At 44.0% G+C, this 21,280-nt stretch carries 21 protein-coding genes and 2 tRNA genes; 5 read left to right on the top strand and 18 right to left on the bottom strand.

All coding sequences use genetic code 11. The features are described from left to right. Nucleotides 1-282: 282 nt before the first annotated feature. The 8 genes from LKD48_RS07540 to LKD48_RS07505 form a co-directional block, all read right to left on the bottom strand. Nucleotides 283-2,370 (bottom strand): heavy metal translocating P-type ATPase, encoded by a 2,088-nt coding sequence (locus LKD48_RS07540; protein ID WP_308731626.1) that lies wholly within the window; start codon nucleotides 2,368-2,370, stop codon nucleotides 283-285. Beyond that, nucleotides 2,370-2,693, bottom strand: coding sequence for a DUF6110 family protein (locus LKD48_RS07535; protein WP_118612328.1), 324 nt, complete (start codon nucleotides 2,691-2,693; stop codon nucleotides 2,370-2,372). The genes LKD48_RS07540 and LKD48_RS07535 overlap by 1 nt, the downstream gene beginning before the upstream one ends. Nucleotides 2,694-2,847: 154 nt before the next feature. Further along, nucleotides 2,848-3,282 (bottom strand): Fur family transcriptional regulator, encoded by a 435-nt coding sequence (locus tag LKD48_RS07530; protein ID WP_308731625.1) that lies wholly within the window; start codon nucleotides 3,280-3,282, stop codon nucleotides 2,848-2,850. Nucleotides 3,283-3,310: 28 nt separating this feature from the next. Continuing rightward, a complete protein-coding gene (locus LKD48_RS07525) occupies nucleotides 3,311-3,448 on the bottom strand; it encodes a FeoB-associated Cys-rich membrane protein (protein WP_308731624.1) in 138 nt (45 codons plus the stop codon). Between the two features lie 42 nt (nucleotides 3,449-3,490). Then, complete coding sequence (locus LKD48_RS07520; protein WP_308731623.1) at nucleotides 3,491-5,971, bottom strand: FeoB small GTPase domain-containing protein; 2,481 nt, start codon at nucleotides 5,969-5,971, stop codon at nucleotides 3,491-3,493. Between the two features lie 157 nt (nucleotides 5,972-6,128). Next, nucleotides 6,129-6,350, bottom strand: a complete 222-nt coding sequence (locus LKD48_RS07515) for a FeoA family protein (protein ID WP_118612313.1) — start codon at nucleotides 6,348-6,350, stop codon at nucleotides 6,129-6,131. Between the two features lie 56 nt (nucleotides 6,351-6,406). Then, complete coding sequence (locus LKD48_RS07510) at nucleotides 6,407-6,619, bottom strand: FeoA family protein (protein WP_118612314.1); 213 nt, start codon at nucleotides 6,617-6,619, stop codon at nucleotides 6,407-6,409. A gap of 333 nt (nucleotides 6,620-6,952) precedes the next feature. Further along, the gene (locus LKD48_RS07505; RefSeq protein ID WP_308731622.1) at nucleotides 6,953-9,253 is read right to left on the bottom strand and encodes a glycoside hydrolase family 31 protein; all 2,301 of its coding nucleotides are present in this window, start codon (nucleotides 9,251-9,253) and stop codon (nucleotides 6,953-6,955) included. Nucleotides 9,254-9,552: 299 nt separating this feature from the next. On the opposite strand from LKD48_RS07505, the gene LKD48_RS07500 reads away from it, so the two are divergent. From LKD48_RS07500 to LKD48_RS07490, 3 genes are read left to right on the top strand one after another with little or no spacing between them, the layout of a single operon-like run. Then, complete coding sequence (locus tag LKD48_RS07500) at nucleotides 9,553-10,569, top strand: ABC transporter ATP-binding protein (protein ID WP_308731621.1); 1,017 nt, start codon at nucleotides 9,553-9,555, stop codon at nucleotides 10,567-10,569. Continuing rightward, nucleotides 10,559-11,872, top strand: a complete 1,314-nt coding sequence (locus tag LKD48_RS07495) for an ABC transporter permease (protein WP_308731620.1) — start codon at nucleotides 10,559-10,561, stop codon at nucleotides 11,870-11,872. The genes LKD48_RS07500 and LKD48_RS07495 overlap by 11 nt, the downstream gene beginning before the upstream one ends. Beyond that, nucleotides 11,869-13,257 carry an ABC transporter permease gene (locus tag LKD48_RS07490; RefSeq protein WP_308731619.1) on the top strand — a complete coding sequence of 463 codons (1,389 nt, stop codon included), beginning with the start codon at nucleotides 11,869-11,871 and terminating at the stop codon, nucleotides 13,255-13,257. The genes LKD48_RS07495 and LKD48_RS07490 overlap by 4 nt, the downstream gene beginning before the upstream one ends. A gap of 71 nt (nucleotides 13,258-13,328) precedes the next feature. Here LKD48_RS07490 and atpC read toward each other — a convergent pair whose 3' ends face one another. From atpC to LKD48_RS07440, 10 genes are all read right to left on the bottom strand, one after another. Beyond that, a complete protein-coding gene (gene atpC, locus LKD48_RS07485; RefSeq protein ID WP_066560871.1) occupies nucleotides 13,329-13,736 on the bottom strand; it encodes an ATP synthase F1 subunit epsilon in 408 nt (135 codons plus the stop codon). After that, a complete protein-coding gene (gene atpD, locus LKD48_RS07480; protein WP_066560862.1) occupies nucleotides 13,733-15,136 on the bottom strand; it encodes a F0F1 ATP synthase subunit beta in 1,404 nt (467 codons plus the stop codon). Before atpD ends, atpC begins: the two co-directional genes overlap by 4 nt. A 14-nt stretch (nucleotides 15,137-15,150) precedes the next feature. Next, nucleotides 15,151-16,011: an ATP synthase F1 subunit gamma gene (gene atpG, locus LKD48_RS07475; protein ID WP_227100589.1), complete on the bottom strand. Its 861-nt coding sequence runs from the start codon at nucleotides 16,009-16,011 to the stop codon at nucleotides 15,151-15,153. Nucleotides 16,012-16,029: 18 nt separating this feature from the next. After that, nucleotides 16,030-17,544, bottom strand: a complete 1,515-nt coding sequence (atpA, locus tag LKD48_RS07470) for a F0F1 ATP synthase subunit alpha (protein ID WP_262536036.1) — start codon at nucleotides 17,542-17,544, stop codon at nucleotides 16,030-16,032. A gap of 30 nt (nucleotides 17,545-17,574) precedes the next feature. After that, nucleotides 17,575-18,120, bottom strand: coding sequence for an ATP synthase F1 subunit delta (gene atpH / locus LKD48_RS07465; RefSeq protein WP_308731618.1), 546 nt, complete (start codon nucleotides 18,118-18,120; stop codon nucleotides 17,575-17,577). Beyond that, a complete protein-coding gene (gene atpF / locus LKD48_RS07460; protein WP_118615819.1) occupies nucleotides 18,117-18,623 on the bottom strand; it encodes a F0F1 ATP synthase subunit B in 507 nt (168 codons plus the stop codon). The genes atpH and atpF overlap by 4 nt, the downstream gene beginning before the upstream one ends. Before the next feature lie 236 nt (nucleotides 18,624-18,859). Next, the gene (gene atpE / locus LKD48_RS07455) at nucleotides 18,860-19,138 is read right to left on the bottom strand and encodes an ATP synthase F0 subunit C (protein WP_066560853.1); all 279 of its coding nucleotides are present in this window, start codon (nucleotides 19,136-19,138) and stop codon (nucleotides 18,860-18,862) included. Between the two features lie 38 nt (nucleotides 19,139-19,176). Further along, on the bottom strand, nucleotides 19,177-19,941 hold the full coding sequence (locus LKD48_RS07450) for a F0F1 ATP synthase subunit A (RefSeq protein ID WP_118615821.1): 765 nt from the start codon (nucleotides 19,939-19,941) through the stop codon (nucleotides 19,177-19,179). A 3-nt stretch (nucleotides 19,942-19,944) separates the two neighbouring features. Continuing rightward, complete coding sequence (locus LKD48_RS07445) at nucleotides 19,945-20,418, bottom strand: hypothetical protein (RefSeq protein ID WP_262536041.1); 474 nt, start codon at nucleotides 20,416-20,418, stop codon at nucleotides 19,945-19,947. A gap of 106 nt (nucleotides 20,419-20,524) precedes the next feature. Continuing rightward, complete coding sequence (locus LKD48_RS07440; protein ID WP_308731617.1) at nucleotides 20,525-20,749, bottom strand: AtpZ/AtpI family protein; 225 nt, start codon at nucleotides 20,747-20,749, stop codon at nucleotides 20,525-20,527. 296 nt (nucleotides 20,750-21,045) lie between these two features. Between LKD48_RS07440 and LKD48_RS07435 the strand changes: the two genes are divergently transcribed. After that, nucleotides 21,046-21,127 (top strand) — tRNA-Tyr (locus LKD48_RS07435). Nucleotides 21,128-21,148: 21 nt separating this feature from the next. After that, a tRNA-Leu gene (locus LKD48_RS07430) sits at nucleotides 21,149-21,234 on the top strand. Nucleotides 21,235-21,280 lie beyond the last annotated feature (46 nt).

The raw sequence follows: 21,280 nt of genomic DNA, 5'->3' as shown, positions 1-21,280 counted from the left end.
CCGTCTTTTTCTCATGTCTACATAGTAGACCGATTATGAAAATGATTCTACTTACTTTTTTATTGTTTTCTCCTAATTATGACCTTTTAACTATAACGTTCATTTTAAAGCTATATTTTTATTATATTATTCACAATGCCGATATTCTTTGCTTGATTCATATTAACGATTTAACTTTATTTTTTCTTTTATTTACTGCTTTTATTGACAAAATAAGACAGCAGACATTTTATTGCCTGCTGCCCTGTCACAAAATTTTATCGCTTAGCGAACTGCTTATTTTTATTGATTTTCCTCATGAAGAAGAGGCTTCATGCTCTCCATCGCGATTAAAAGTGTTGATGTATTATGCAAAAGTGCTGATGTAGTTGGCTGCAAAACACCTGCAATACCTCCCGCAATAAGTGCTGAGTTAAATCCTACTATTACCTTATAATTGCGGTAAATACGCTTCATCAATCTCTTTGACAGCTTGCGAAGTGTTACAACCTCAAACAAATCCTCTGCTGCGATTGTAACATCAGCGATTTCACGCGCCAGTTCTGCACCGTCACTTATAGCAATACCTACATCGGCAGCAGAAAGCGCCGGTGAATCATTTACGCCGTCTCCAACCATGATAACTTTTCGTCCTGCTGCCTTTTCCTGTTCAACAAAACGTGCCTTATCTTCTGGAAGTACCTCGGAGAAATACTGGTCAACGCCAACTCTTTCTGCGATGGCTCTTGCGGTACGATCACTGTCACCGGTCATCATAACCACCTTGGAAATACCGCATTCCTTTAATGCGCGGATTGCATCAGCGGCCTCCTCACGGAGCGGATCTTCAATGCAAATTACTGCGGCAAGTTCACCTTCAATTGCAAGATACAAATGAGAATACTCAAGCGGAAGCTGTTCAAACAAATTTTCCTTGCCTTCTGGAATATGACACTTTTCGTCCTCAAAAACAAAGTGATGGCTTCCAATAATTGTCTTTTTTCCTTCAAGCTGCGTGGAAATACCATGTGCCACAATATATTCTACTTTCGAATGCTTTTCTTCATGGTCAAGACTCTTTTTCTTTGCAGCATCAACAACAGCCTTTGCCATGGAATGTGGAAAATGCTCCTCCAGACATGCAGCCGTGCGAAGCAGCTCATCCTCAGAATCACCATTAAATGAAACAACCTTCACAACAGTTGGCTCTGCCTTTGTCAGCGTACCCGTTTTATCGAATACAATTGTATCTGCATCTGCTATACTCTCTAAAAACTTTCCGCCCTTTACATTGACATTGCGGTTTCTAGCCTCTTTAATTGCAGACAACACTGCAATCGGCATTGAAAGCTTTAGCGCACAGCAAAAATCTACCATCAGCACAGAAGTAGCTTTTGTCAGATTTCTCGTAAAGAGATAAGTCAGTCCTGTTGTCAGGAAGGTATATGGAACAAGCTTATCTGCAAGGCGCTCTGCCTTTCCTTCCATAGAGGATTTTAATTTTTCTGACTCCTCAATCATGACAACAATCTGCTCATAACGGCTCGCACCGCCAAGCTTTTTAACGTTAACTGTAAGCTCACCCTCTTCAAGAACTGTTCCTGCATACACAGTTGTTCCTGCATATTTTCTGACAGCTGCAGACTCGCCTGTCATAGATGCCTGATTCACCATGCCTTCTCCGCTCTCAACTGTTCCATCAAACGGAATGACATTGCCCATATGGATTACAATCTTATCATTTTCTTTGATCGTGGATGCATCAACAAGAACCTCCTGCTCACCGGCAAGCATCCATACCTTAGATACATTTAAAGACATGCTTCTTGCAAGGTCGCCAACAGATTTTTTATGTGTCCACTCTTCTAAGATCTCGCCAATTCCAAGAAGGAACATGACAGAGCTTGCCGTAGACACATCACCTCTTGCAATGGAAATAGTAATCGCAGTCGCATCAAGAACCGGAACCTCAAGTTTTCCCTTTGCAAGTGTTTTTACACCCTTCCAGATATAAGGAATTGCTGCTGCAAGCGTAATGCATGTACGAATTGGTGCCGGCACAAACAGTTTCTTTGTGCAGCGCCAAACAACTGTTCCAACAAGCTTATCCCAATATTCATTGTTCAATGCTCTTCCTGAATGTGCCAGATAGCTTTCTGGTGCCTCAATCTCGTCTACGCGGCACTTTCTTAAATAGGAAAGAACTGTTGCTCTGTCAGTCTTATAGCAAAGGATCACATCAGCGGTACGTTCATTGACGCGCACTGAAGTGATCCCCTCCTTATTAGACAGAGCATATTCGAGCAGATCAGCTTCCTTTACTGTCATGTGCTTCACAATGGCACGGACACGGATTCTGCCCTTTATTTCATGCTTTATCTTAAATTTCATTATTCAGCCTTCTCTTCTGTCTTTGTCTCTTCCTCTGCTACAGTCTCTGCTACCTCGTCCTGACCCTCAGCCTCAGCTGCATCCTCTGCTGCTGCGCGCTCGTCATTGATCTGCTGTGCACCTGCATAGATATCCTGTGCATTCTCCTGAATGTTGGATACAACATTTAATACGCAATCCTTTGCGCGAAGTACAGCTGCTGTTGCCTTTGTATATAAATTCTTAGCATCCTTGCTGGAAAGTGCTTTGATACCTGCAGTTCCGAACAGAACACCTGCTGCAAAAATACCACCCTTTTTGTAATCGAAATCTTTTAAACTCATGTTTTTATCCTCCTGTTCGATGATTGTGTAAAAGGCAAGCAAACCTTCTTGATTTGCTTGCCCCTTATTATAAAGAATATGTGCCAGAATTTCCACAGTCTTATTGATAAAATTTATCATCAGGTACTAGTAAATTTTAACAAATTTCATCAACCTATGCCGGTGTGATGCTTCGAATGGCCGGTTCTTTCTTGTATCCACATACAGAAAGCCCTGCCTGAATGATTTGATTCCAAGCTTTTTGTGAGAGTACAATGCTGGAATTGTCATCAAATTCGATTGTGCATGCACTTCTTGATGTGCCGCCCGGCAGCTCATCCATCGCCTCCTCGCATTCTGTACAGGAAACCTTGTACATGTTGCGACGGTTGATTGCCCCGATCTCCTCTAGCATATTGATCATGCGATAAACCGTCGCTGATCCAATGCTCGAATCAATCTTTGATGCTTTGTAATAAATTTCTTTACAGCTGGAACACTCTTCTTCCAGTATGATATCTAGTAACAGCATCCGCTGCTTTGTGATCCTGCAGCCCCGCTGTCTGAGTCTGTTCAGGATCGCCTCTTTTTGCATATTTCCTTGCTGCATAGGCTGACCATCCTTTACGTTTCTCTGCTTAGTGACAATGACCTCCACAGTGACTGCAGTCTCCTCCACACTGGAGTGACTTTCCAGACTTCTTATCTTTTACCATGCTGCGAACGATCAGTGCAACTACACCAACTACAATTGCTCCAACAATTACTGTTCCCATAATTACCTAGCCTTTCCAGAGCGCACATATCTATTTCATTTTTTACTTGCCCGTTGCGACCTGAAGAGTCTCGCTCTCTTTATAAGGTCTGAACAGCAGGTAGATAAATGCGATAATAATTACAATTGCTACTACTGTTCCAATACCAAAGCCTGCACCTGTGAAGAGACGTCCAATCTGATTGATTACTAAAGCTACCAGATAAGCGAAACCACACTGATAACCAATTGCAATCCAGAACCACTTGGTGTTGTTCATCTCTCTCTTGATTGCACCCATTGCTGCGAAGCAAGGAGCACATAACAGGTTGAATGCTAAGAATGCATAACCGCTTACTGCTGTGAAGGAAGCTGCCATTGCTGCATATACGCTTACACCTTCCTGTCCACCGTAAAGGATACCCATTGTACCAACAATGTTCTCCTTTGCTACCAGACCCGTAACAGATGCAACAGTTGCCTGCCAGTTTCCAAATCCCTGTGGGATGAAGATCCAGCTGATTGCCTTACCGATTGTTGCAAGGATACTATAATCAATCTGATCCTCAGAAAGCATCTGGAATGCGCCGTCAACAAATCCAAAGTAGGTGGTGAACCAAATTACGATGGTGGAAAGAAGGATGATGGTACCAGCCTTCTTGATGAAGGACCAACCACGCTCCCACATGCTTCTAAGAACGCTGCCTACGGTTGGCAGATGGTATGCCGGAAGCTCCATAACGAACGGAGCCGGATCACCAGCGAATAACTTTGTTTTCTTTAAGATAATACCAGAGCAGATGATTGCTGCGATACCAAGGAAATAAGCGGACGGAGCAACCCAAGAAGCACCGCCGAAAATTGCACCTGCAACCATTGCGATGAATGGAAGCTTTGCACCACACGGAATAAATGTGGTTGTCATAATGGTCATCTTACGGTCTCTGTCATTCTCGATGGTACGTGAAGCCATGATACCAGGAACACCACAACCAGAACCGATTAACATTGGAATGAAGGACTTACCGGACAGACCAAACTTTCTAAAGATTCTGTCCATGATGAATGCGATACGAGCCATGTATCCGCATCCTTCAAGGAATGCTAAGAAGATGAACAAAATCAAGATCTGCGGAACGAAGCCAAGTACAGCTCCTACACCAGCTACGATACCATCCATGATCAGACCTCTTAACCAGTCTGCACAATTTGCTGCATCAAGAGCAGACTCAAGGAAGGCCGGAATACCCGGAATCCAGATGCCATAATCGGCATTATCAGGAGCGGTTGCATTCCACTTTTCATAAACTTCTACTGCTGCCTTTAAATCAGCGCCATTAGCAGTCTCATCTTCCTCTGCCATGGTTTCCTCATCCTGAACAACGTAAGTTACTTCTGCGTCATCTGCTACAGTTGCTGCATAAGCCTTTACAGCTTCGATTGCAGCTGCTGGATCGTAATCTTCTGACTCAGCGTCAACTGCTGCTGCCAGATCCTCATCACCAGACTCATCAACGAATGCATTGATGATTGTCTCTGCATCGCCATACTCACCAGCATCTTCTTCATATGCACTGCGACCAATACCAGCTAAATACCAGCCATCACCGAACACACCATCATTTGCCCAGTCAGTTGCAATGCCTCCAACTGTTGTTACTGATACATAATATACAATATACATGATAACCGCAAAAATTGGAAGAGCCAAGAAGCGGTTTGTTACAATACGGTCAATCTTATCAGAAAGTGTTAACTTCTTTCCACCACTTGCCTTCTGACAGCAATCTCCGATAATCGAAGAAATGTATGTATAACGCTCATTTGTGATAATACTCTCAGTATCATCATCAAATGCATCCTCCATGCGTCTAATCTCATCAGAAACATCTGGAACAGACTTCATCTGAGCTGCAATCTTATCATCCTTCTCAAGAAGCTTGATTGCGAAGAATCTCTTCTGCTCTTCCTTGATACCAGTAAGCTTACTCTCAACTGCTGCAATGATCTCCTCAGCATCCTTTGAGAACTCGTGTACCGGCTTTGTCAATGCCTTCTTCTTTGCAAGCTCAACAGCCTTGTTTGCTGCTTCCTTGATTCCGTCACCCTTCAATGCAGAAATCTCTACAACTGGGCATCCAAGCTTTTTGGACAGCTTATCAACATTAATCTGATCACCACTCTTGCGAACCAGATCCATCATGTTGATTGCCATGACAACCGGAATACCAAGCTCCATGATCTGTGTGGACAGATACAGGTTTCTCTCAATATTGGTACCATCTACGATATTTAAAATCGCATCCGGTCTATCTGTGATCAGATAGTTTCTTGCTACTACTTCCTCAAGTGTATATGGGGATAAAGAATAAATACCTGGAAGGTCCATGATGGTAACTTCCTTGTCCCACTTCAGCTTACCTTCCTTCTTCTCAACTGTAACGCCCGGCCAGTTTCCTACAAACTGATTGGAACCGGTAAGTGCGTTAAAAAGTGTTGTTTTACCACAGTTGGGATTACCTGCTAATGCAATCTTAATTGACATTACAAACCTCCTGTTTTCTCACCTTTTTTAATGCTTACTTTTTTTTGCCTCGACTTATTTTATTTTGTCTAGGCTTATTTTGTTTTGTTCACCCTTATCTTGAATCGTTAGCCCTTATTAAAATTAGAACTAGCTAACCTATGGGTAAAAAAAATAGTTACTCGACCTCGATTATCTCAGCGTCAGCCTTACGCAGTGATAACTCATATCCTCTTACGGTTACCTCTACCGGATCACCAAGCGGAGCTACCTTTCTTACGTAGATCTCAACGCCCTTGGTAATTCCCATATCCATGATACGGCGCTTTACCGGACCCTCGCCAGTCAGCTTCTTAACCTTTACTGTCTGGCCAATGCTTACATCTTTCAGTGTTTTCATATCGATACCCCTTTCCGTGATCCAAAGCTTCACTTAGGCTCACAAAATTTCTCCTCTCAGGAAACTAAGATTTTGCTGGCCATGTCCTTGCCAATCGCAACTCTTGAGTCCTTTACATTGACAATCAGATTTCCCTGAATCTCAGAGACAACAGTAACAATAGCACCAACAACAAAGCCCAGTCTTTCTAAAAACAGTCTGGTCTCTTCCTTGCCGCCTATTTTACGGATTACACTCTCCTTGCCCTCTGGAGCCATAGATAATGGCATAGCACATACCTCTCTTTCTTATAGTATACCTGGAAAATCCACCTACATGACCTCATAAAATAGATCTTCCATAGTTCTTGATAACATTTATCATTTCCTATCGACAATTAGTATACTCAAACCTCGATTAGATGTCAAGAACAAATTGCACGATTTTTTCAAAAAAATAAAAAAGAAAGCTGTGGCTTATCACTATTGGCTACCCGATAGTTTATTGGAGGGCGCTTTGCACGGGCGCCCCTCGTAAAGCAGTTCACCTCAACGCCCACTACAAATAATGCCCCACAAGGTTTTTCTACCTCGTGGGGCATTTACTTTACAATGTTAGCAAGATCACTCTTCGTGTTTCAGATACTCACCTGACACGTCGGACAGAGCCGTCACACCATCACGGCAGATTTTAACATAGAAGCCCTTATATGGCTTTTCGTAATTCTTTACTGCATCTTTAATCTGCAGACGACCGTTATTTTGTGAGAATACATATGCATTGTAGCCACCTTTTTTATAGGCGAAGCTCTCACCATCGTCCTGATAATGAATATAATTTCCAATACCTGGGTAAACCGCAAGTGTCAAGTCTTCCACTTCCTTTTCACCAACATACTGCATTAAAGGATAAAGCGGCAACACAGCACCTGCACGTACAAACAGCGGCATAGTATCTAACGGTGCCTTCTTCGTAATATACTGACCGCCCTTATACTTTTCTCCTGTCCAGAAATCGTACCACATCGCACCCTCTGGCAGATAGACAAGACGCATAGTTGTTCCCTGTGTTACAACTGGAGCAGCAATCAGCCACTCACCTACCATAAACTCATCATTTATTTCGTAAGTTTCTGCATCCTTTTCGAAATTTAACATAAGAGGACGCATAATCGGAAGACCTGTCTGCTCACTTTCAAAGAAGCAGTCGTAGATATATGGAAGCAAGTGATATCGAAGCTCTACATACTTGCGGTAAATCTCTAAAAGCTCCTTATCAAACTGCCACGGCTCCTGTCTTCTCGTGCCCTGTGCACTATGATTTCTAAAAAACGGTGATAAACATCCCACCTGAACCCAACGAGCCAATAGTTCCTTTGTTGTATCTGCACCAAAGCCTCCGACATCTGTTCCTGCATAGGAAAATCCGGAAAGGCCAAGATTACAAAGCTGTGGAATTGCCATCTGCAAATGTGCCCAGATACTCTGATTGTCTCCCGTCCAAAACATGGAATAACGCTGCGTTCCGGCATAGGCTGCACGTGTGATTATAAATGGTCTGCGGCCATCATATTTTAACCATCCCTCCTTTGTTGCCATTGCCATACAGTGACCATAGATGTTATGTGCATCCTTATGAAGAATTACTGTATCGTCCTCATCTGCAAATTGTACATCATCAGGCAGCGGACCTTTAAAGCTCGCCGGCTCGTTCATGTCGTTCCAAACACCGCGAACACCCATATCAATTAAAAATTTCTGCTTGTCTGCCCACCAGCTGCGTACCTTTGGATTAGTAAAGCTTGGGAAAACAGCATCACCTGGCCACACCTCGTTTACATAAAGCTCATTCTCTGCTGAGAAGGCAAAATAGCCGTTCTTAATTCCCTCCTCGTAAACATCGTAGCCATCTTCTTTTTTGACACCTGGATCAATAATAGTAACTGGCTTATAGCCCATCTCAGTTAACTTCTGTAATGTCTTTTTCGGATCCTTATAATTTTTCCGATTCCATGTAAATACCTTAAAAGCATCCATGTAGTCGATATCAAAATGAATACTGTCGCATGGAATACGGCATTGACGCATCTTTTCTGCAACATCCATGATATCGTCCTCAGTAATATATCCCCAGCGTGACTGATGATATCCAAGCGTCCACTTCTGCGGAAGAGCGGTGCGTCCTGTCAGACCTGTGTAGGCACCTACGATATCGCGCATCGTCTCTCCTGCGATAAAATAGTAGTCTAAATCGCCGCCGTCTGCTGCAAAATAATAGCTATCTGCATCTTCCTTTCCCATATCAAAATAGGACTTTGATGTATTGTCAAGAAAAATTCCATATGTAAAATGAGGACGCATTGAAATAAAAAACGGAACAGACTTATAAAGACTTGGGAAAAAGTCTGCATGCGTATCCGGAATATCGCTGTTCCACATTTCATAAGCATAGCCTCTTTTATCAAGAAAGCCAGTCTTATCGCCGAGTCCGTAGATATGCTCCTTTGGATGAAGCATACGCACAACTTCAAATTTATGCGCTTCTTTTTCTTTTGGAAGAGAATGTCCCTCTTTTGCCAAAAGCTCTGCCTGCTCTTTTGTGATGGTCTGCGTATTATCTGAGCGCACACTCTGCTCTGAAATCATTCGGCCATCTGGTGTCAAAAAATCAACCTGAAACTCATCTCTGACACGAACAAGAAGCTTCTTTGTTTTAATTGTAATAAACTCTTTTTGCTGGCGCGCCTGAAAATCAACCTTCTTTGGTTCCTGCACAACTGCCCTTGATGGTCTGTGCTTTTCTTCCATCGAGCTATATACTCGTACAATGCGGTCTGTAATAAATGAAATTCTTCCCTCTTTATGTTCAAACTTTACCGTTACGCCTGTGGCATCTGGTTCAAATGACAAAAGCCTGCCAAACATAATGCTCCTCCTTCAACATTTTTGCATCACATGGATTGCTTTTTATTTTCTCAGTATAGCATAACTTTGCGAGCATGTACAGCAATTATAATGTCGGATTTCGACTACACACATAACTTTACTGTTACGATTCACAAAGCTATGTTACGAAAGCCATTCACCTTAGGGCTATGCCATAACTGACTTAACGATTACAAAAACATACCTCAATTTTGCTATTTCCTTTCTTGCTCCATTTTGTGTGCTATTATGGCATTACCCACTGAAAAATTAAATACATGAGTTTAAGAGGAGGAATTATGAGTTTAGTTGTACAAGATCTTTCAAAAAAATACGGAACGCGGACCGTTGTTGATCACTTAAGCTTTGAGATGAACCGTCCGGGTGTCTATGCACTTCTTGGAACAAATGGAGCCGGAAAAACGACTTCTATCCGCATGATGCTTGGCATGCTTTCACGCGACAGCGGAACTGTCACATGGAATGGAAAGCCGCTTGATATAAATAACTGCAATGTAGGATATCTTGCAGAGGAGCGCGGCTTGTATCCTAAATATACTATTATGGATCAGCTTATGTATTTTGCCGCCCTGCGCGGTGTATCAGCTTCTGAAGCAAAAAAGCGAATCCACTACTGGGCAGAGCGCTTTGATATTATTGAATATCTTTATCCGCAGGAATATGCCGATATTCAGGCAAAAAAAGCACGCATGAATGAGGAAGCTTCACCAAAGAAAAAAGGCTTATTTGGAAGCAGTAATCAGAGAAAAAAGCGCATTGCACCAAAGACAGCTGATCAGCTTTCAAAAGGAAATCAGCAAAAAATTCAGATGATTGCAACTCTTATTTCTGACCCGGAGCTTCTTATTCTTGACGAGCCGCTTTCTGGTCTTGATCCTGTCAATACTGATTTGTTTAAGGATATCATTCACGAGCAGATCAATAAGGGCAAATATCTGATTATGTCTGACCATCAAATGTCCACCATTGAGGAGTTTTGTACTGACCTGACAATACTTGATCACAGCAAAACGATTCTTTCTGGTAACTTAAATACAATCAAGAAAAGTTATGGACGTGTTCACCTGTTTCTAAAGACAGAATCCGATATCACCTCATATATCCATGATGCCGGTATTTCGATTCTCTCTGAGTTAGCAGGCGAATATCATTTGAAGGTAACTGGTGAAGCGCAGGCAAATGCACTGCTTGGCACACTTATTCAGGCAGGAATCACAATCGTTACCTTTAATCTTCGCGAACCATCTCTGCATGAGATCTTTGTAAGTAAGGTAGGTGAGGCACATGAAGAATAATGACAATCTTCGTGGACTGAAAAGCGTATATTCATTTACACTTAGTCAGACCATGAAAAGCAAATCAAATATTGTTTCAATGCTCATTTTATTTGTAATGGCGCTTATTTCACTTCCGCTTCAAAACCTTACCGGAAATAGTATTTCAATCAGCCCAATTCAAACAGCTTATGTGACAAATGAGAGTGGAACCGAACTTGATTTTGATGCATTGACGGCTCAAAATGCTGCTTTTTCATCTGTTTTATTTGAAACCGCTGAGTTTGACAAAACTTCCTATGCCGATCATTTAGGCGACACTGATGTCTACGTTTATATCAGCGCACCAGATAAGAGCGGTGCCTGCACAGTAGAGAGCCATATCGCAGAAAACAGCTCCCTCAAAACAGAGGATCTGGAATCACTTCTGACCGCGATTTCCTCCCAGATGACATCGGAGCGCTTTGCTTCACTTGGCCTGTCCGCAAAAAATTCCTACGATGTGGACAGCATGAGCGCCGCTGACTACCTTGATCAGAAAAATGGCACAGAAAGTATTGGCTTTGATGCCAACTTTGCCATCCAGTACGGCTATTCGATCGTAGTTATGATCTTGTGTCTGCTTTCTGCAAGCTTTATCATTCGCTGTATCGTCACCGAAAAGGATTCCAAGTTGATTGAACTGCTGATGGTAAGCGTTTCCCCACTCGCACTTTTACTTGGAAAGATTCTGGCTGTCATGACCTATGTGTTAATCATGATCGCGATGATGGCAATCGGATTTGTTCTTTCCTATGAAATCAGTGTCGAGTATCTTCAGATGGCAAGTCTTAGCACCACACTTTCTCAGATGGGCATTGATCTCTCACAGCTGAATCTAAACTGGGGCACCATTGTAATTGCACTGATCTCACTGCTTCTCGCATTTGCGACCTATGCAGTTCTGTCCGGTCTGATCGGAACCTGCTGCAATACAATGGAGCAGTCTGAGCCAGCGATCATGATTGTAACGCTCCTTATTATGGTTGGTTACATCGTATCCTGCTTCACACCGATTATCTCCAGCAACGCAGTTGCCGCAGCCGTGCTTTCCCTTTGCCCGGTCATCAGCGTATTCTGCGCACCAGTTTCGTATGTGTGCGGAAATATTTCACTGATTGTCCTGATTCTTTCTTGGGTTATTCAGGCAATCATTCTTGTTGCACTGAGCATATTCTGTGCAAAGGTATACCGCGATCTTTTGCTGTACCGCGGCAGCCACATGGGAATTTCTCAGCTGTTTCAAATTTTTAAAAATAGAAAAAAGGAGGGCGCTACATTATGAAATCCTTTTTAAACGGACTAAAGAAGGTCTTTGGCTTTACTGTGCGCCACCGCCTCACAAAGGGCTGGAAGACAGCGACACTTATTGTCATGCTGTTATGCTTTGCGCTCCCGCTCGGAATTATGTCTTTCTTGGAATTCACTCAAAAAAGTGACACACCAAGCGCCGTCATTTCCGACGTATATACAGCTGACCTAACCGATGGAAATGCATTCGACTTTTCCGTTTTCAATATGATTGCAAAATCATCCGGCAACGAAACCTTCGCTTCCATTTCCTATCACAGCTTTGACACCGACGAGGATGCACTCGCCGCTGCCGAAACTGATACTGGCAATGCACTTGTTGTCGTTGTCACCTCCGACGAGGATGGCTTTCACACAAGCGTAATCCTGCCAGAAGCATCTGCCATCTCCATGGACGATGCCGATGACTACAGCGACTTTTTAAGCCAGATGTTCTCCGTCTTTGCCGTAGCCAAATCAGGAGCATCGATCAGTGATCTCACGGCTCTGGGCGGCATCAGCTATAAATATTCCTATTATGAGAGCCAGAACGGCACAGACACACTTGTAAGCGGCGACGATGCCAACTCCGAGCAGAATGCAGATGCTACCGTTAAAAACGTCTTAGGTTACATGCTTCCATATGTAAACATCATGCTTCTGTATTTCTTGATCCTGTTCTACGGTCAGGGCACCGCAAACTGTGTTGTACTAGAAAAATCCTCTAAGCTTATGGATACGATGCTTGTATCTGTAAAGCCAGAGGCAATGGTCATCGGAAAAGTACTTGCACAGGCATTTACCTGTGTCATTCAAATTGCACTGTGGGTAATCGGACTGTGGGGCGGCTTTGCAGCCGGTATCTGGGCAGTAAAAACAATCAATCCAGATACCACCATGCCGCTCATCCAGATGTTTGGTCATATGGGACTGCTCTCAAGCATCTTTACACCGGTCAACATCCTATTTTTCTTACTCTACTTAGCAGCTGGCCTGCTTCTCTACCTTGCAATCGCCTCAATTGGCGGTGCAATAGCTTCCAAGCAGGAAGACCTAAGCATGACAAACGGTATCTTCGTTATTGTCCTGCTGCTTAGCTTCTTTGCAACACTCGGTACGGGCAGCTTCTCCGGAAACTTTGATTCGATGGGTTCTGTCGGCATCCTCGACTGGATTCCATTTACATCAATCCTTGTTTCACCAAGCCACCTGCTTCTTGGCTCCATTTCCATTGCTGAGGCCTGCGGTTCACTCGTAATCGTAGTTATTACCGCCCTTCTTGGCATGGCACTTGCTGGACGCATCTACAAGGCAATGTCCATGTACAAGGGAAATATTCCGAATGCGAAGCAACTATTTTCTATGATTTTCTCGAAGTAAGCCTCGTAACCTAACGGGCCGCATAAAAAAATCCCCCGCCTGGCACATCCATGCCAGACGGGGAAATTTTTTTATTCTTCGTTTGTTACATGAAGCCGGACTAGTGCTCTGCGAAGCTTTGCCTCGGCAATTCTTTGCTCTCTGTCTGAAAGATTTTTCTGATTCAGACGCTCCTCAGCTCGTTCCTTTGCTTTCTTTGCGCGCTCCTCATCAATCTCTTCCTTCCATTCCCAGGTTGTCGCTGCTACCTGGCACTCGCCATTTAACATCGACACCATGCCGCCAATGCAGGCAGCATATCGCTCATGACCATCTGCGAGCGTCACATGAGCCTGACCCATGCCGATTCCGCTGCAGTAATTGATATGACCTGCGCGGATCGCCACATCACCATCAATTGTTCGCAGAAAAATCTGAGATGCCTGATCATCAAACACTTTTCCGTCCATCGTCACTATGCGCAAATGGAATGTGTTCATACAGTTCCTGCCTTTCCAGCCTTTTCAAATACTTCGTCAATAGTTCCTGCAAAGAGGAAGCAGCTCTCCGGAATATCATCGCACTCACCGTCAATAATCATACGGAAACCACGAATAGTCTCCTTAAGCGGAACATACTGTCCCGGCATACCTGTAAACTGCTCTGCAACAGAGAAGCTTTGTGACATGAAACGCTGCACCTTACGCGCACGGTTTACAGCCAGCTTATCTTCCTCTGCCAACTCGTCCATACCCATGATGGCGATGATATCCTGCAGCTCCTGATAACGCTGCAAGATCTGCTGAACAGCTCTTGCTACCTCATAGTGCTCCTGACCTACCATATCTGGTGTCAGAATACGGCTTGTAGATTCCAGAGGATCAACAGCCGGATAAATACCCTGACTTGCGATATCACGGGAAAGAACCGTTGTCGCATCCAGATGGGTAAATGTAGTTGCCGGAGCCGGGTCAGTAAGGTCATCGGCAGGCACATATACAGCCTGAACAGAAGTAATAGAACCCTTCTTCGTAGAAGTGATTCGCTCCTGAAGTGCACCCATCTCGGAAGCCAGTGTCGGCTGATAACCTACTGCTGACGGCATACGTCCCAAAAGTGCAGATACCTCGGAACCAGCCTGTGTAAAACGGAAAATGTTATCAATAAACAGCAGCACGTCCTGATTCTTCACATCACGGAAATACTCTGCCATTGTAAGACCTGACAGCGCAACTCTCATACGTGCACCCGGCGGCTCATTCATCTGTCCATATACTAAGGCAGTCTTTTCGATAACGCCGCTCTCCTGCATCTCACCGTAAAGGTCATTTCCCTCACGTGTACGCTCACCAACTCCTGTAAATACAGAAGTACCGCCGTGAGCAGTCGCTACATTATGAATCAGCTCCATAATCAATACTGTCTTTCCTACACCTGCACCACCAAACAGACCGATCTTTCCGCCCTTTGCGTAAGGACAAATCAAGTCAACAACCTTAATACCTGTCTCAAGAATCTCGGTCGTAGGCATCTGCTCCTCATAGGACGGTGCCTGTCTGTGAATGCTCCAGCGCTCTGCATTTTGAGGTGCCGGCTTTTTATCTACCGGATCGCCCAGAAGATTAAATACTCTTCCAAGGCATGCATCACCGACTGGAACGCTGATCGGTGCACCTGTGTCAACTGCATCCACGCCGCGAACCATACCATCAGTAGAGTTCATCGCAATGCAGCGCACAACATCGTCACCGATCTGCTGGGCAACCTCTGCAATGACGCGGCTGCCCTGATTTTCAATCTCAATGGCATTAAGCAATTCTGGAAGCTGTCCTTCCTGGAAACGAATATCCAGAACAGGACCCATTACCTGAATTACCTTGCCAACATGTCTTTCACTCATATATTCACCTTTCATCAGCTCTCTGAGCCTGCAACAATCTCTGTAATCTCCTGCGTAATACCAGCCTGACGAACACGATTATAGTGGAGATTGAGCTTATCAATCATCTCCTGCGCATTCTTTGTCGCTGCATCCATCATCATTCGGCGGGAGGCAAGCTCACTGGCCACAGATTCACTCATGGCTCCATAGATCAGTCCTGCCAGATATTCAGGCACGATGGCATTAAATACTGCCTCGCTGTTCGGCTCGTAAATGATCTGACGCTTCTTTGCCTCAGGTGCATCCTTCGGAAGCAGTGACTTCATATCCGGCAGTGGCAAAATCGGAATAAATTTTGGTTCCTGCACCATCATGTTTACGAAATTCGTGTAAACAATCGCTACATGACCAAAACCACCTTCCTTATAGCCATGGCATATCAAACGTGCGATCTCAAAGCAGTCCGCAACCGAGATATCGCCTGCCTCTGTAAATGAATCTGAGACAACAGGCACCTTGCGGTTTGAAAAATGCTCCAATGCCTTCTTTCCTATCGGAAGCACACACGCCTCATGACCTTCCATCTGTTCTTCGACAAGGCGAAACAAATTGTTGTTATAACCGCCTGCAAAACCTCTGTCACCCGCGATTACGATAAAACACCAGTCATCATTTTGCGGTTCCTTCGTGTAGATGGACATCATATCGATATTTTCAGCTGCGATCTGAGCCAGTGTGCCCTGAAGTGCCTCAAAATATGGACGGCTGTTCTCAGCACGCTCCATTGCCTTGTGAAGCCTTGACGCTGCCACCAGCTCCATTGCCTTACAGATCTGCATCGTACTCTGTACGCTCTTGATTCTCAGTTTGATTGCTTTCTGATTTCCAGCCATACAAACTCTCCTTTAATATTACTGTAAGAACTTCGCCTTATAATTGTTGATGCAATGCTCCAGTTCGCTCTTTGCCTCATCGCCAAGTACGCCAGTGCGTCGTATCTCTTCCATCGCTGCTTTTCCTTCACGATCAATATCAAGCTCATTGTTTAAACCAGTCTCAAACTCGTGAATACGCTCTACTGGAACATCTGCTAACAGATCGTTAACTACGGCGTAAATAATAGCAACCTGCTTTTCAACAGGAAGCGGAGAATTTTGAGGCTGCTTTAAAATTTCCACGATACGCTCGCCCTTTGCAAGTCTCGCCTTTGTATCAGCATCCAAATCGGAGCCAAACTGTGCGAAGCTTTGCAGCTCTCGATACTGTGAATAAATAAGCTTTAATGTTCCGGCAACCTTCTTCATCGCCTTAATCTGTGCATTTCCACCTACTCGTGATACAGAGATACCAGGATTTACAGCTGGGCGAATACCTGAGTGGAAAAGCTCAGTCTCCAAAAAGATCTGTCCGTCTGTGATGGAAATAACATTTGTCGGAATATAAGCAGATACATCACCTGCCTGTGTCTCAATGATCGGAAGCGCGGTAAGGGAACCACCTCCCAGCTCATTTGACAGCTTAGATGCACGCTCAAGCAGACGTGAATGCAGGTAGAAAACGTCGCCAGGATAAGCCTCACGGCCCGGTGGACGACGGATCAGCAACGAAAGTGCACGGTAAGACTCTGCATGCTTACTTAAATCATCATAGATGATCAGCACGTGACGTCCATTTTCCATGAAATACTCACCCATACTGCAGCCTGAATATGGCGCAATATATTTTAATGCATTTGCATCGGATGCCGTTGCTGCAACAACGATACTATACTCCATCGCACCATTTTTTTCCAGTTCGGATACAATGGATGCAACAGAAGAACGCTTCTGTCCAATTGCAACATAAATACAGATAACGCCCTTGCCCTTCTGGTTAATAATCGTATCAACTGCGATCGCAGTCTTACCAGTTTGACGGTCTCCGATAATAAGCTCTCTTTGTCCTCTTCCAATCGGAATCATGGAATCTATTGCCTTAATTCCTGTCTGAAGCGGCTCCTTAACTGGCTGACGGTCACAGATACCCGGTGCCTGACGCTCAATTGGACGGTACTCGCTTGCTGCTACCGGTCCTTTGCCGTCAATTGGCTGTCCAAGTGCATCTACAACACGTCCAAGCAGTGCATCGCCTACCGGCACAGACACTACCTTTCCAGTTCTCTTTACAGTCTGACCCTCGCTGATACCGTCATCTGCGCCTAAAAGCACAATAGATACACGGTTTTCTTCAAGGTTCTGAGCCAGACCATATGCACCATTTTCAAATGCAAGCAGCTCACCTGCCATGCAGTTTGATAATCCGCTGGCACGCACAATGCCGTCGCCGACTGTCAAAACGGTGCCAATTTCACTTTGCTCCAAGGCATTCGAATAATATTTAATCTGGCTTCGAATAACCTTGGAGATTTCTTCTGGTTTCAGATTCATTCGTTCGTCCTCACTTCTGCATATGCTTTTTTACTGCTCAATCAGCTTATGCAGTCTCTCCAATCGGCCGCGGACGCTTCCGTCCAGCTGCCGTCCTTCTATTTCAACTTTCAAACCGCCCATAAGGTTTGGATCGGTCTTTGTGACCAATATGATTTCCTTCTTCCAGACCTCTTCAAGCTTCGCCTTAAGTGCCGCCTTTTGCTGACTGCTCAAGGTCACTGCACTGACAACATGTGCCTCAGCGATATTGTGATCCTTCTGGAAGCGCTGCCTGTATTCTTCCTCGCATCCTGAAAACTCGGATAAAAGTTCTTCTTCGCATAAAAGCTTTAGAAAATTCACAAGATACTCATCAGCCTGCGCGCCAAATGCCTTATCAATAAGTCCAAGTCTTGTTTTTCTTGGAATAGATGGCTCCTGCAGCAGCCTGATGTAATCTGGATTTTCATCAAAAAGACTCTTTACAATGCGAAGCTCATCAAGCAGCTCTTTGCTGTATGTGCGCTGCTCAACATCCTTTTCAAGCGCTAACTCATACAGACTATCTCCATATAGCTTTCCGGTTTTTGTCATGATGCCTCACCTACATCTGAAATAAACTCATCAATCAGTTTCTGATGATCTGCTTCCTTTACTTCCTTTTCAATCACCTTTCCGGCAATGGATACGGCAATATCACCGATCTCGGACTTCATCTGCTGGAATGCAGCAGTGCGCTCCTTGGCGATATCAGCAGATGCCTTTTCCTTGATGGCAACTGCTTCCTTCTTTGCGTCAGCAACAATCGCCTCACCTCTCTCGGTAGCACTCTTTTGAGCATCGGAAATGATCTGTCTTGCCTCATCCTTTGCGTTTGAAATGCTTGCCTCGTATTGATCGCGCATCGTCTTCGCCTCTTCCTTGGCTTTTGTCGCATCTGCGATCTGGGAGTCTGCCATCTGCTTTCTCTCTTCCACTACCTTATTAATACGGTCAAAAAGGAACTTTTTCACCAGAAAAACAGTCAGAAACAAATTACAGATCTGTGCAACGAATGTCCACGGCACAATTCCTACCAGTTCCTGTACTTCCTTCATGTGTCAACCATGCCTTTCTTTGGTTCTAGCACATTTTGTGTTAGAATCCAAATATGTCTTTTATATACTTTATAATGCCCACGAATTGCTTCGTTGCTACGCAACTCTCGCAATTCTAAAAACATTCGAATTCGCTGATTTTCTTCGAAAATCGCTGCATTCTCATGTTTTTGCGGGTCTCAAGGTCACAAGCTTCCTCATGCAAGCATGATCAGCTTGTAACGTTTCGCCCCTGATTAGCCCAAGAAATTCATAAACATACCAGGTGCAACAAAGATCAAAAGAAGACCGGTAACGAAACCATAAATACCGGTAGTCTCTGCAACGGCACAACCAAGAAGCATGGTACTTGTAACATCACCCTTGCACTCTGGCTGACGTCCAATTGCCTCAAGTGCCTTTGCTACTGCATTACCTTCACCAATACCAGGTCCGATACCTGCGATCAAAGAGCAGCCTGCACCAATTGCACAACCTGCAAGAGCAATACCTTTAGCCAATACTGTAAAATCCATTCTTTTTTCCTCCTGTTAGAAAAATCTTTTTTGTTTTATTAGCCCTCTTCTGCGGCGTTTGCGATATACATAATCGTCAGCATACAGAAAATGAATGCCTGCATAACACCTGAGAACCAGTCAAAATATAAAGATGTAATTGCCGGAAGACCCACCGACAAAAACGGAATTGTTCCAAGCACACTTCCTACTGCGCCTGGAATCAGACCAAACAGCGCCTTTGTTGCAGTTGCAAGCGCTGCGTAAATCAAACCATCAATAACGACACCAGACAGAATATTTCCAAAATGACGGCATGCCATGCTGACTGGTGTTGCCAACTCAGACAAAATGTTAAACGGCGTCATAACTGGAATTGGCTGTGTAAAGCCCTTTAAATATCCGCCAAGCTTGTTAGTCTGGATCTTCTTTGCCGTGATCATAATAAATACAACCACTGCCCATGCTGCTTCTGTTGACAGATCTGCTGTTGGGCTTCGAAGACCTAGAAGACTGATTAGATTTGAAAATACACTTGTGGTAAACAACGCTGCGATAAACGGAATCATGTAGTCAAACTTATAACCACCCGTATTGCCGCGCACAAAGTTGTTCGCCTTTTCTACCAGAAACTCAGCCACTGCCTGACGCTTTGAGATGTTTGTTACTTTTAAATCATGTGTCAGCCACAGGCAAAGCACTGCAATAACTGCCATGACAATCCAGCTGACCACCATAGTCTCACTGATCTGAAGATCACCCAGAATAGGAATGTTCGTCGGAATCGTAAAAAACACCTGAGCTCCTGAAATGTCAAAATCCATTGTTTACTGTTCACTTCCTTTCCCAGCTGTGGGATCAGCTGACTGGCTGTCCTTTTTTTCCTGCGCAAGCTTAGCTTTTCCAATTGTAAGATAATAGATTTTTATTACCATACTAGGAAACAGAAGCGGAATAATTCCGGCTGCCCCATTAAAACACGGAGCTGCAAGCGCTACAACACCCCACGCAAGCATTAAAAGCGTTCTTTGACGCTGACTAACCTGCATGCGCTGACGCGCTCTGCCTTCGTCTGTCTCTGCAGCTACCTTCTGAACTGTAAGTCCCATAAGGAAAAAATTTCCAGCTGCAAAAATAAAACCGCCAATGCCGGCAAGAAATACCGTATAATCAAACGGTATCTTTTCCGGATTCACCTGATGAAGAAAGAAAAATACAACCCACATCAGTACAACACCTATGGCAGTTCCTGATGCAATCCGCATCGTTTCCTGCTTTACCGCAGGAGATACACTTCTCATTCTGTCACCTTCCCTTTCTTTGATGCCAAGGTCAAAAGCTCCAAAAGCCGATCGTGCTTTCACGATGGAGTTACATCGCAACGGAGCAATTCGCAGGCATCATTAATTAAACATGATCATTAAATCCGAATGGTTTCTTATCCTTCTTTTTATTATGCTTTTTCGCACGCAAATACAGCTTATACCAGGTCATAATTCCGGCCCCGATCCCAAAGATCAAACCGATGATATAAACCCAGCTGCCTACACCTGTATGGTCACAAAGCCAGTAACAAAAATACAGACATGCAAGGAGAGGGATCACAAGTGTCAGTCCTAACTGAATAATCACAAACAGCCACCATCCTTTCACCATTTGCTAACTAGTATACCAGTTTTTAATGGAAAAGAAAAGAAAATTTTCTATAAAACCCTTTCCAAAAACTACTATAATTAGCATAGTTGATTATAATTTCTTTCGTTTATGTCTTCAATAGACAATGATTTCTTCGTGTTCAAATTTACACAAAACGGTTTGCGTGTCTATGAAAAACACGAATTGAAAATTTTTTTGAAAAAATTTGAAAAAGTGCTTGCATTTTGTTCTGAGTTGTGGTATCATTCATAACTGTCAAGGAAATATGACATGGATGGATTCCCGAGTGGCCAAAGGGGACAGACTGTAAATCTGCTGCAACTTGCTTCGGTGGTTCGAATCCACCTCCATCCATTGAGCTTCACAAGAAGCTATGCCGCAGTGGCGGAACTGGCAGACGCCCGGGACTTAAAATCCCGTGGGTAGTGATACCCGTACCGGTTCGATTCCGGTCTGCGGCATTGAAAACAGTAATCGAAAGATTGCTGTTTTTCTTTTTCTCATTTT

The organism is Anthropogastromicrobium aceti (assembly GCF_020687335.1).
Classification (GTDB): Bacteria; Bacillota; Clostridia; order Lachnospirales; family Lachnospiraceae; genus Anthropogastromicrobium; species Anthropogastromicrobium aceti.
The sequence above is the reverse complement of the archived record's forward strand: the minus strand, read 5'-3'. Positions and strand labels throughout refer to the sequence as shown.

What these genes read in the sequence shown, in the direction of transcription:
- LKD48_RS07540 (WP_308731626.1), bottom strand. Translation starts at nt 2,370, where the DNA reads ATGAAATTTAAGATAAAGCATGAAATAAAGGGCAGAATCCGTGTCCGT.
- atpA (WP_262536036.1), bottom strand. Translation starts at nt 17,544, where the DNA reads ATGAATCTGAAACCAGAAGAAATCTCCAAGGTTATTCGAAGCCAGATT.
- LKD48_RS07515 (WP_118612313.1), bottom strand. Translation starts at nt 6,350, where the DNA reads ATGAAAACACTGAAAGATGTAAGCATTGGCCAGACAGTAAAGGTTAAG.
- LKD48_RS07490 (WP_308731619.1), top strand. Translation starts at nt 11,869, where the DNA reads ATGAAATCCTTTTTAAACGGACTAAAGAAGGTCTTTGGCTTTACTGTG.
- atpD (WP_066560862.1), bottom strand. Translation starts at nt 15,136, where the DNA reads ATGAGTGAAAGACATGTTGGCAAGGTAATTCAGGTAATGGGTCCTGTT.
- atpF (WP_118615819.1), bottom strand. Translation starts at nt 18,623, where the DNA reads ATGAAGGAAGTACAGGAACTGGTAGGAATTGTGCCGTGGACATTCGTT.
- atpC (WP_066560871.1), bottom strand. Translation starts at nt 13,736, where the DNA reads ATGAACACATTCCATTTGCGCATAGTGACGATGGACGGAAAAGTGTTT.
- atpE (WP_066560853.1), bottom strand. Translation starts at nt 19,138, where the DNA reads ATGGATTTTACAGTATTGGCTAAAGGTATTGCTCTTGCAGGTTGTGCA.
- LKD48_RS07525 (WP_308731624.1), bottom strand. Translation starts at nt 3,448, where the DNA reads ATGGGAACAGTAATTGTTGGAGCAATTGTAGTTGGTGTAGTTGCACTG.
- LKD48_RS07500 (WP_308731621.1), top strand. Translation starts at nt 9,553, where the DNA reads ATGAGTTTAGTTGTACAAGATCTTTCAAAAAAATACGGAACGCGGACC.
- atpG (WP_227100589.1), bottom strand. Translation starts at nt 16,011, where the DNA reads ATGGCTGGAAATCAGAAAGCAATCAAACTGAGAATCAAGAGCGTACAG.
- LKD48_RS07505 (WP_308731622.1), bottom strand. Translation starts at nt 9,253, where the DNA reads ATGTTTGGCAGGCTTTTGTCATTTGAACCAGATGCCACAGGCGTAACG.
- LKD48_RS07535 (WP_118612328.1), bottom strand. Translation starts at nt 2,693, where the DNA reads ATGAGTTTAAAAGATTTCGATTACAAAAAGGGTGGTATTTTTGCAGCA.
- LKD48_RS07520 (WP_308731623.1), bottom strand. Translation starts at nt 5,971, where the DNA reads ATGTCAATTAAGATTGCATTAGCAGGTAATCCCAACTGTGGTAAAACA.
- LKD48_RS07450 (WP_118615821.1), bottom strand. Translation starts at nt 19,941, where the DNA reads ATGGATTTTGACATTTCAGGAGCTCAGGTGTTTTTTACGATTCCGACG.
- atpH (WP_308731618.1), bottom strand. Translation starts at nt 18,120, where the DNA reads ATGACAAAAACCGGAAAGCTATATGGAGATAGTCTGTATGAGTTAGCG.
- LKD48_RS07530 (WP_308731625.1), bottom strand. Translation starts at nt 3,282, where the DNA reads ATGCAGCAAGGAAATATGCAAAAAGAGGCGATCCTGAACAGACTCAGA.
- LKD48_RS07510 (WP_118612314.1), bottom strand. Translation starts at nt 6,619, where the DNA reads ATGCCATTATCTATGGCTCCAGAGGGCAAGGAGAGTGTAATCCGTAAA.
- LKD48_RS07445 (WP_262536041.1), bottom strand. Translation starts at nt 20,418, where the DNA reads ATGAGAAGTGTATCTCCTGCGGTAAAGCAGGAAACGATGCGGATTGCA.
- LKD48_RS07495 (WP_308731620.1), top strand. Translation starts at nt 10,559, where the DNA reads ATGAAGAATAATGACAATCTTCGTGGACTGAAAAGCGTATATTCATTT.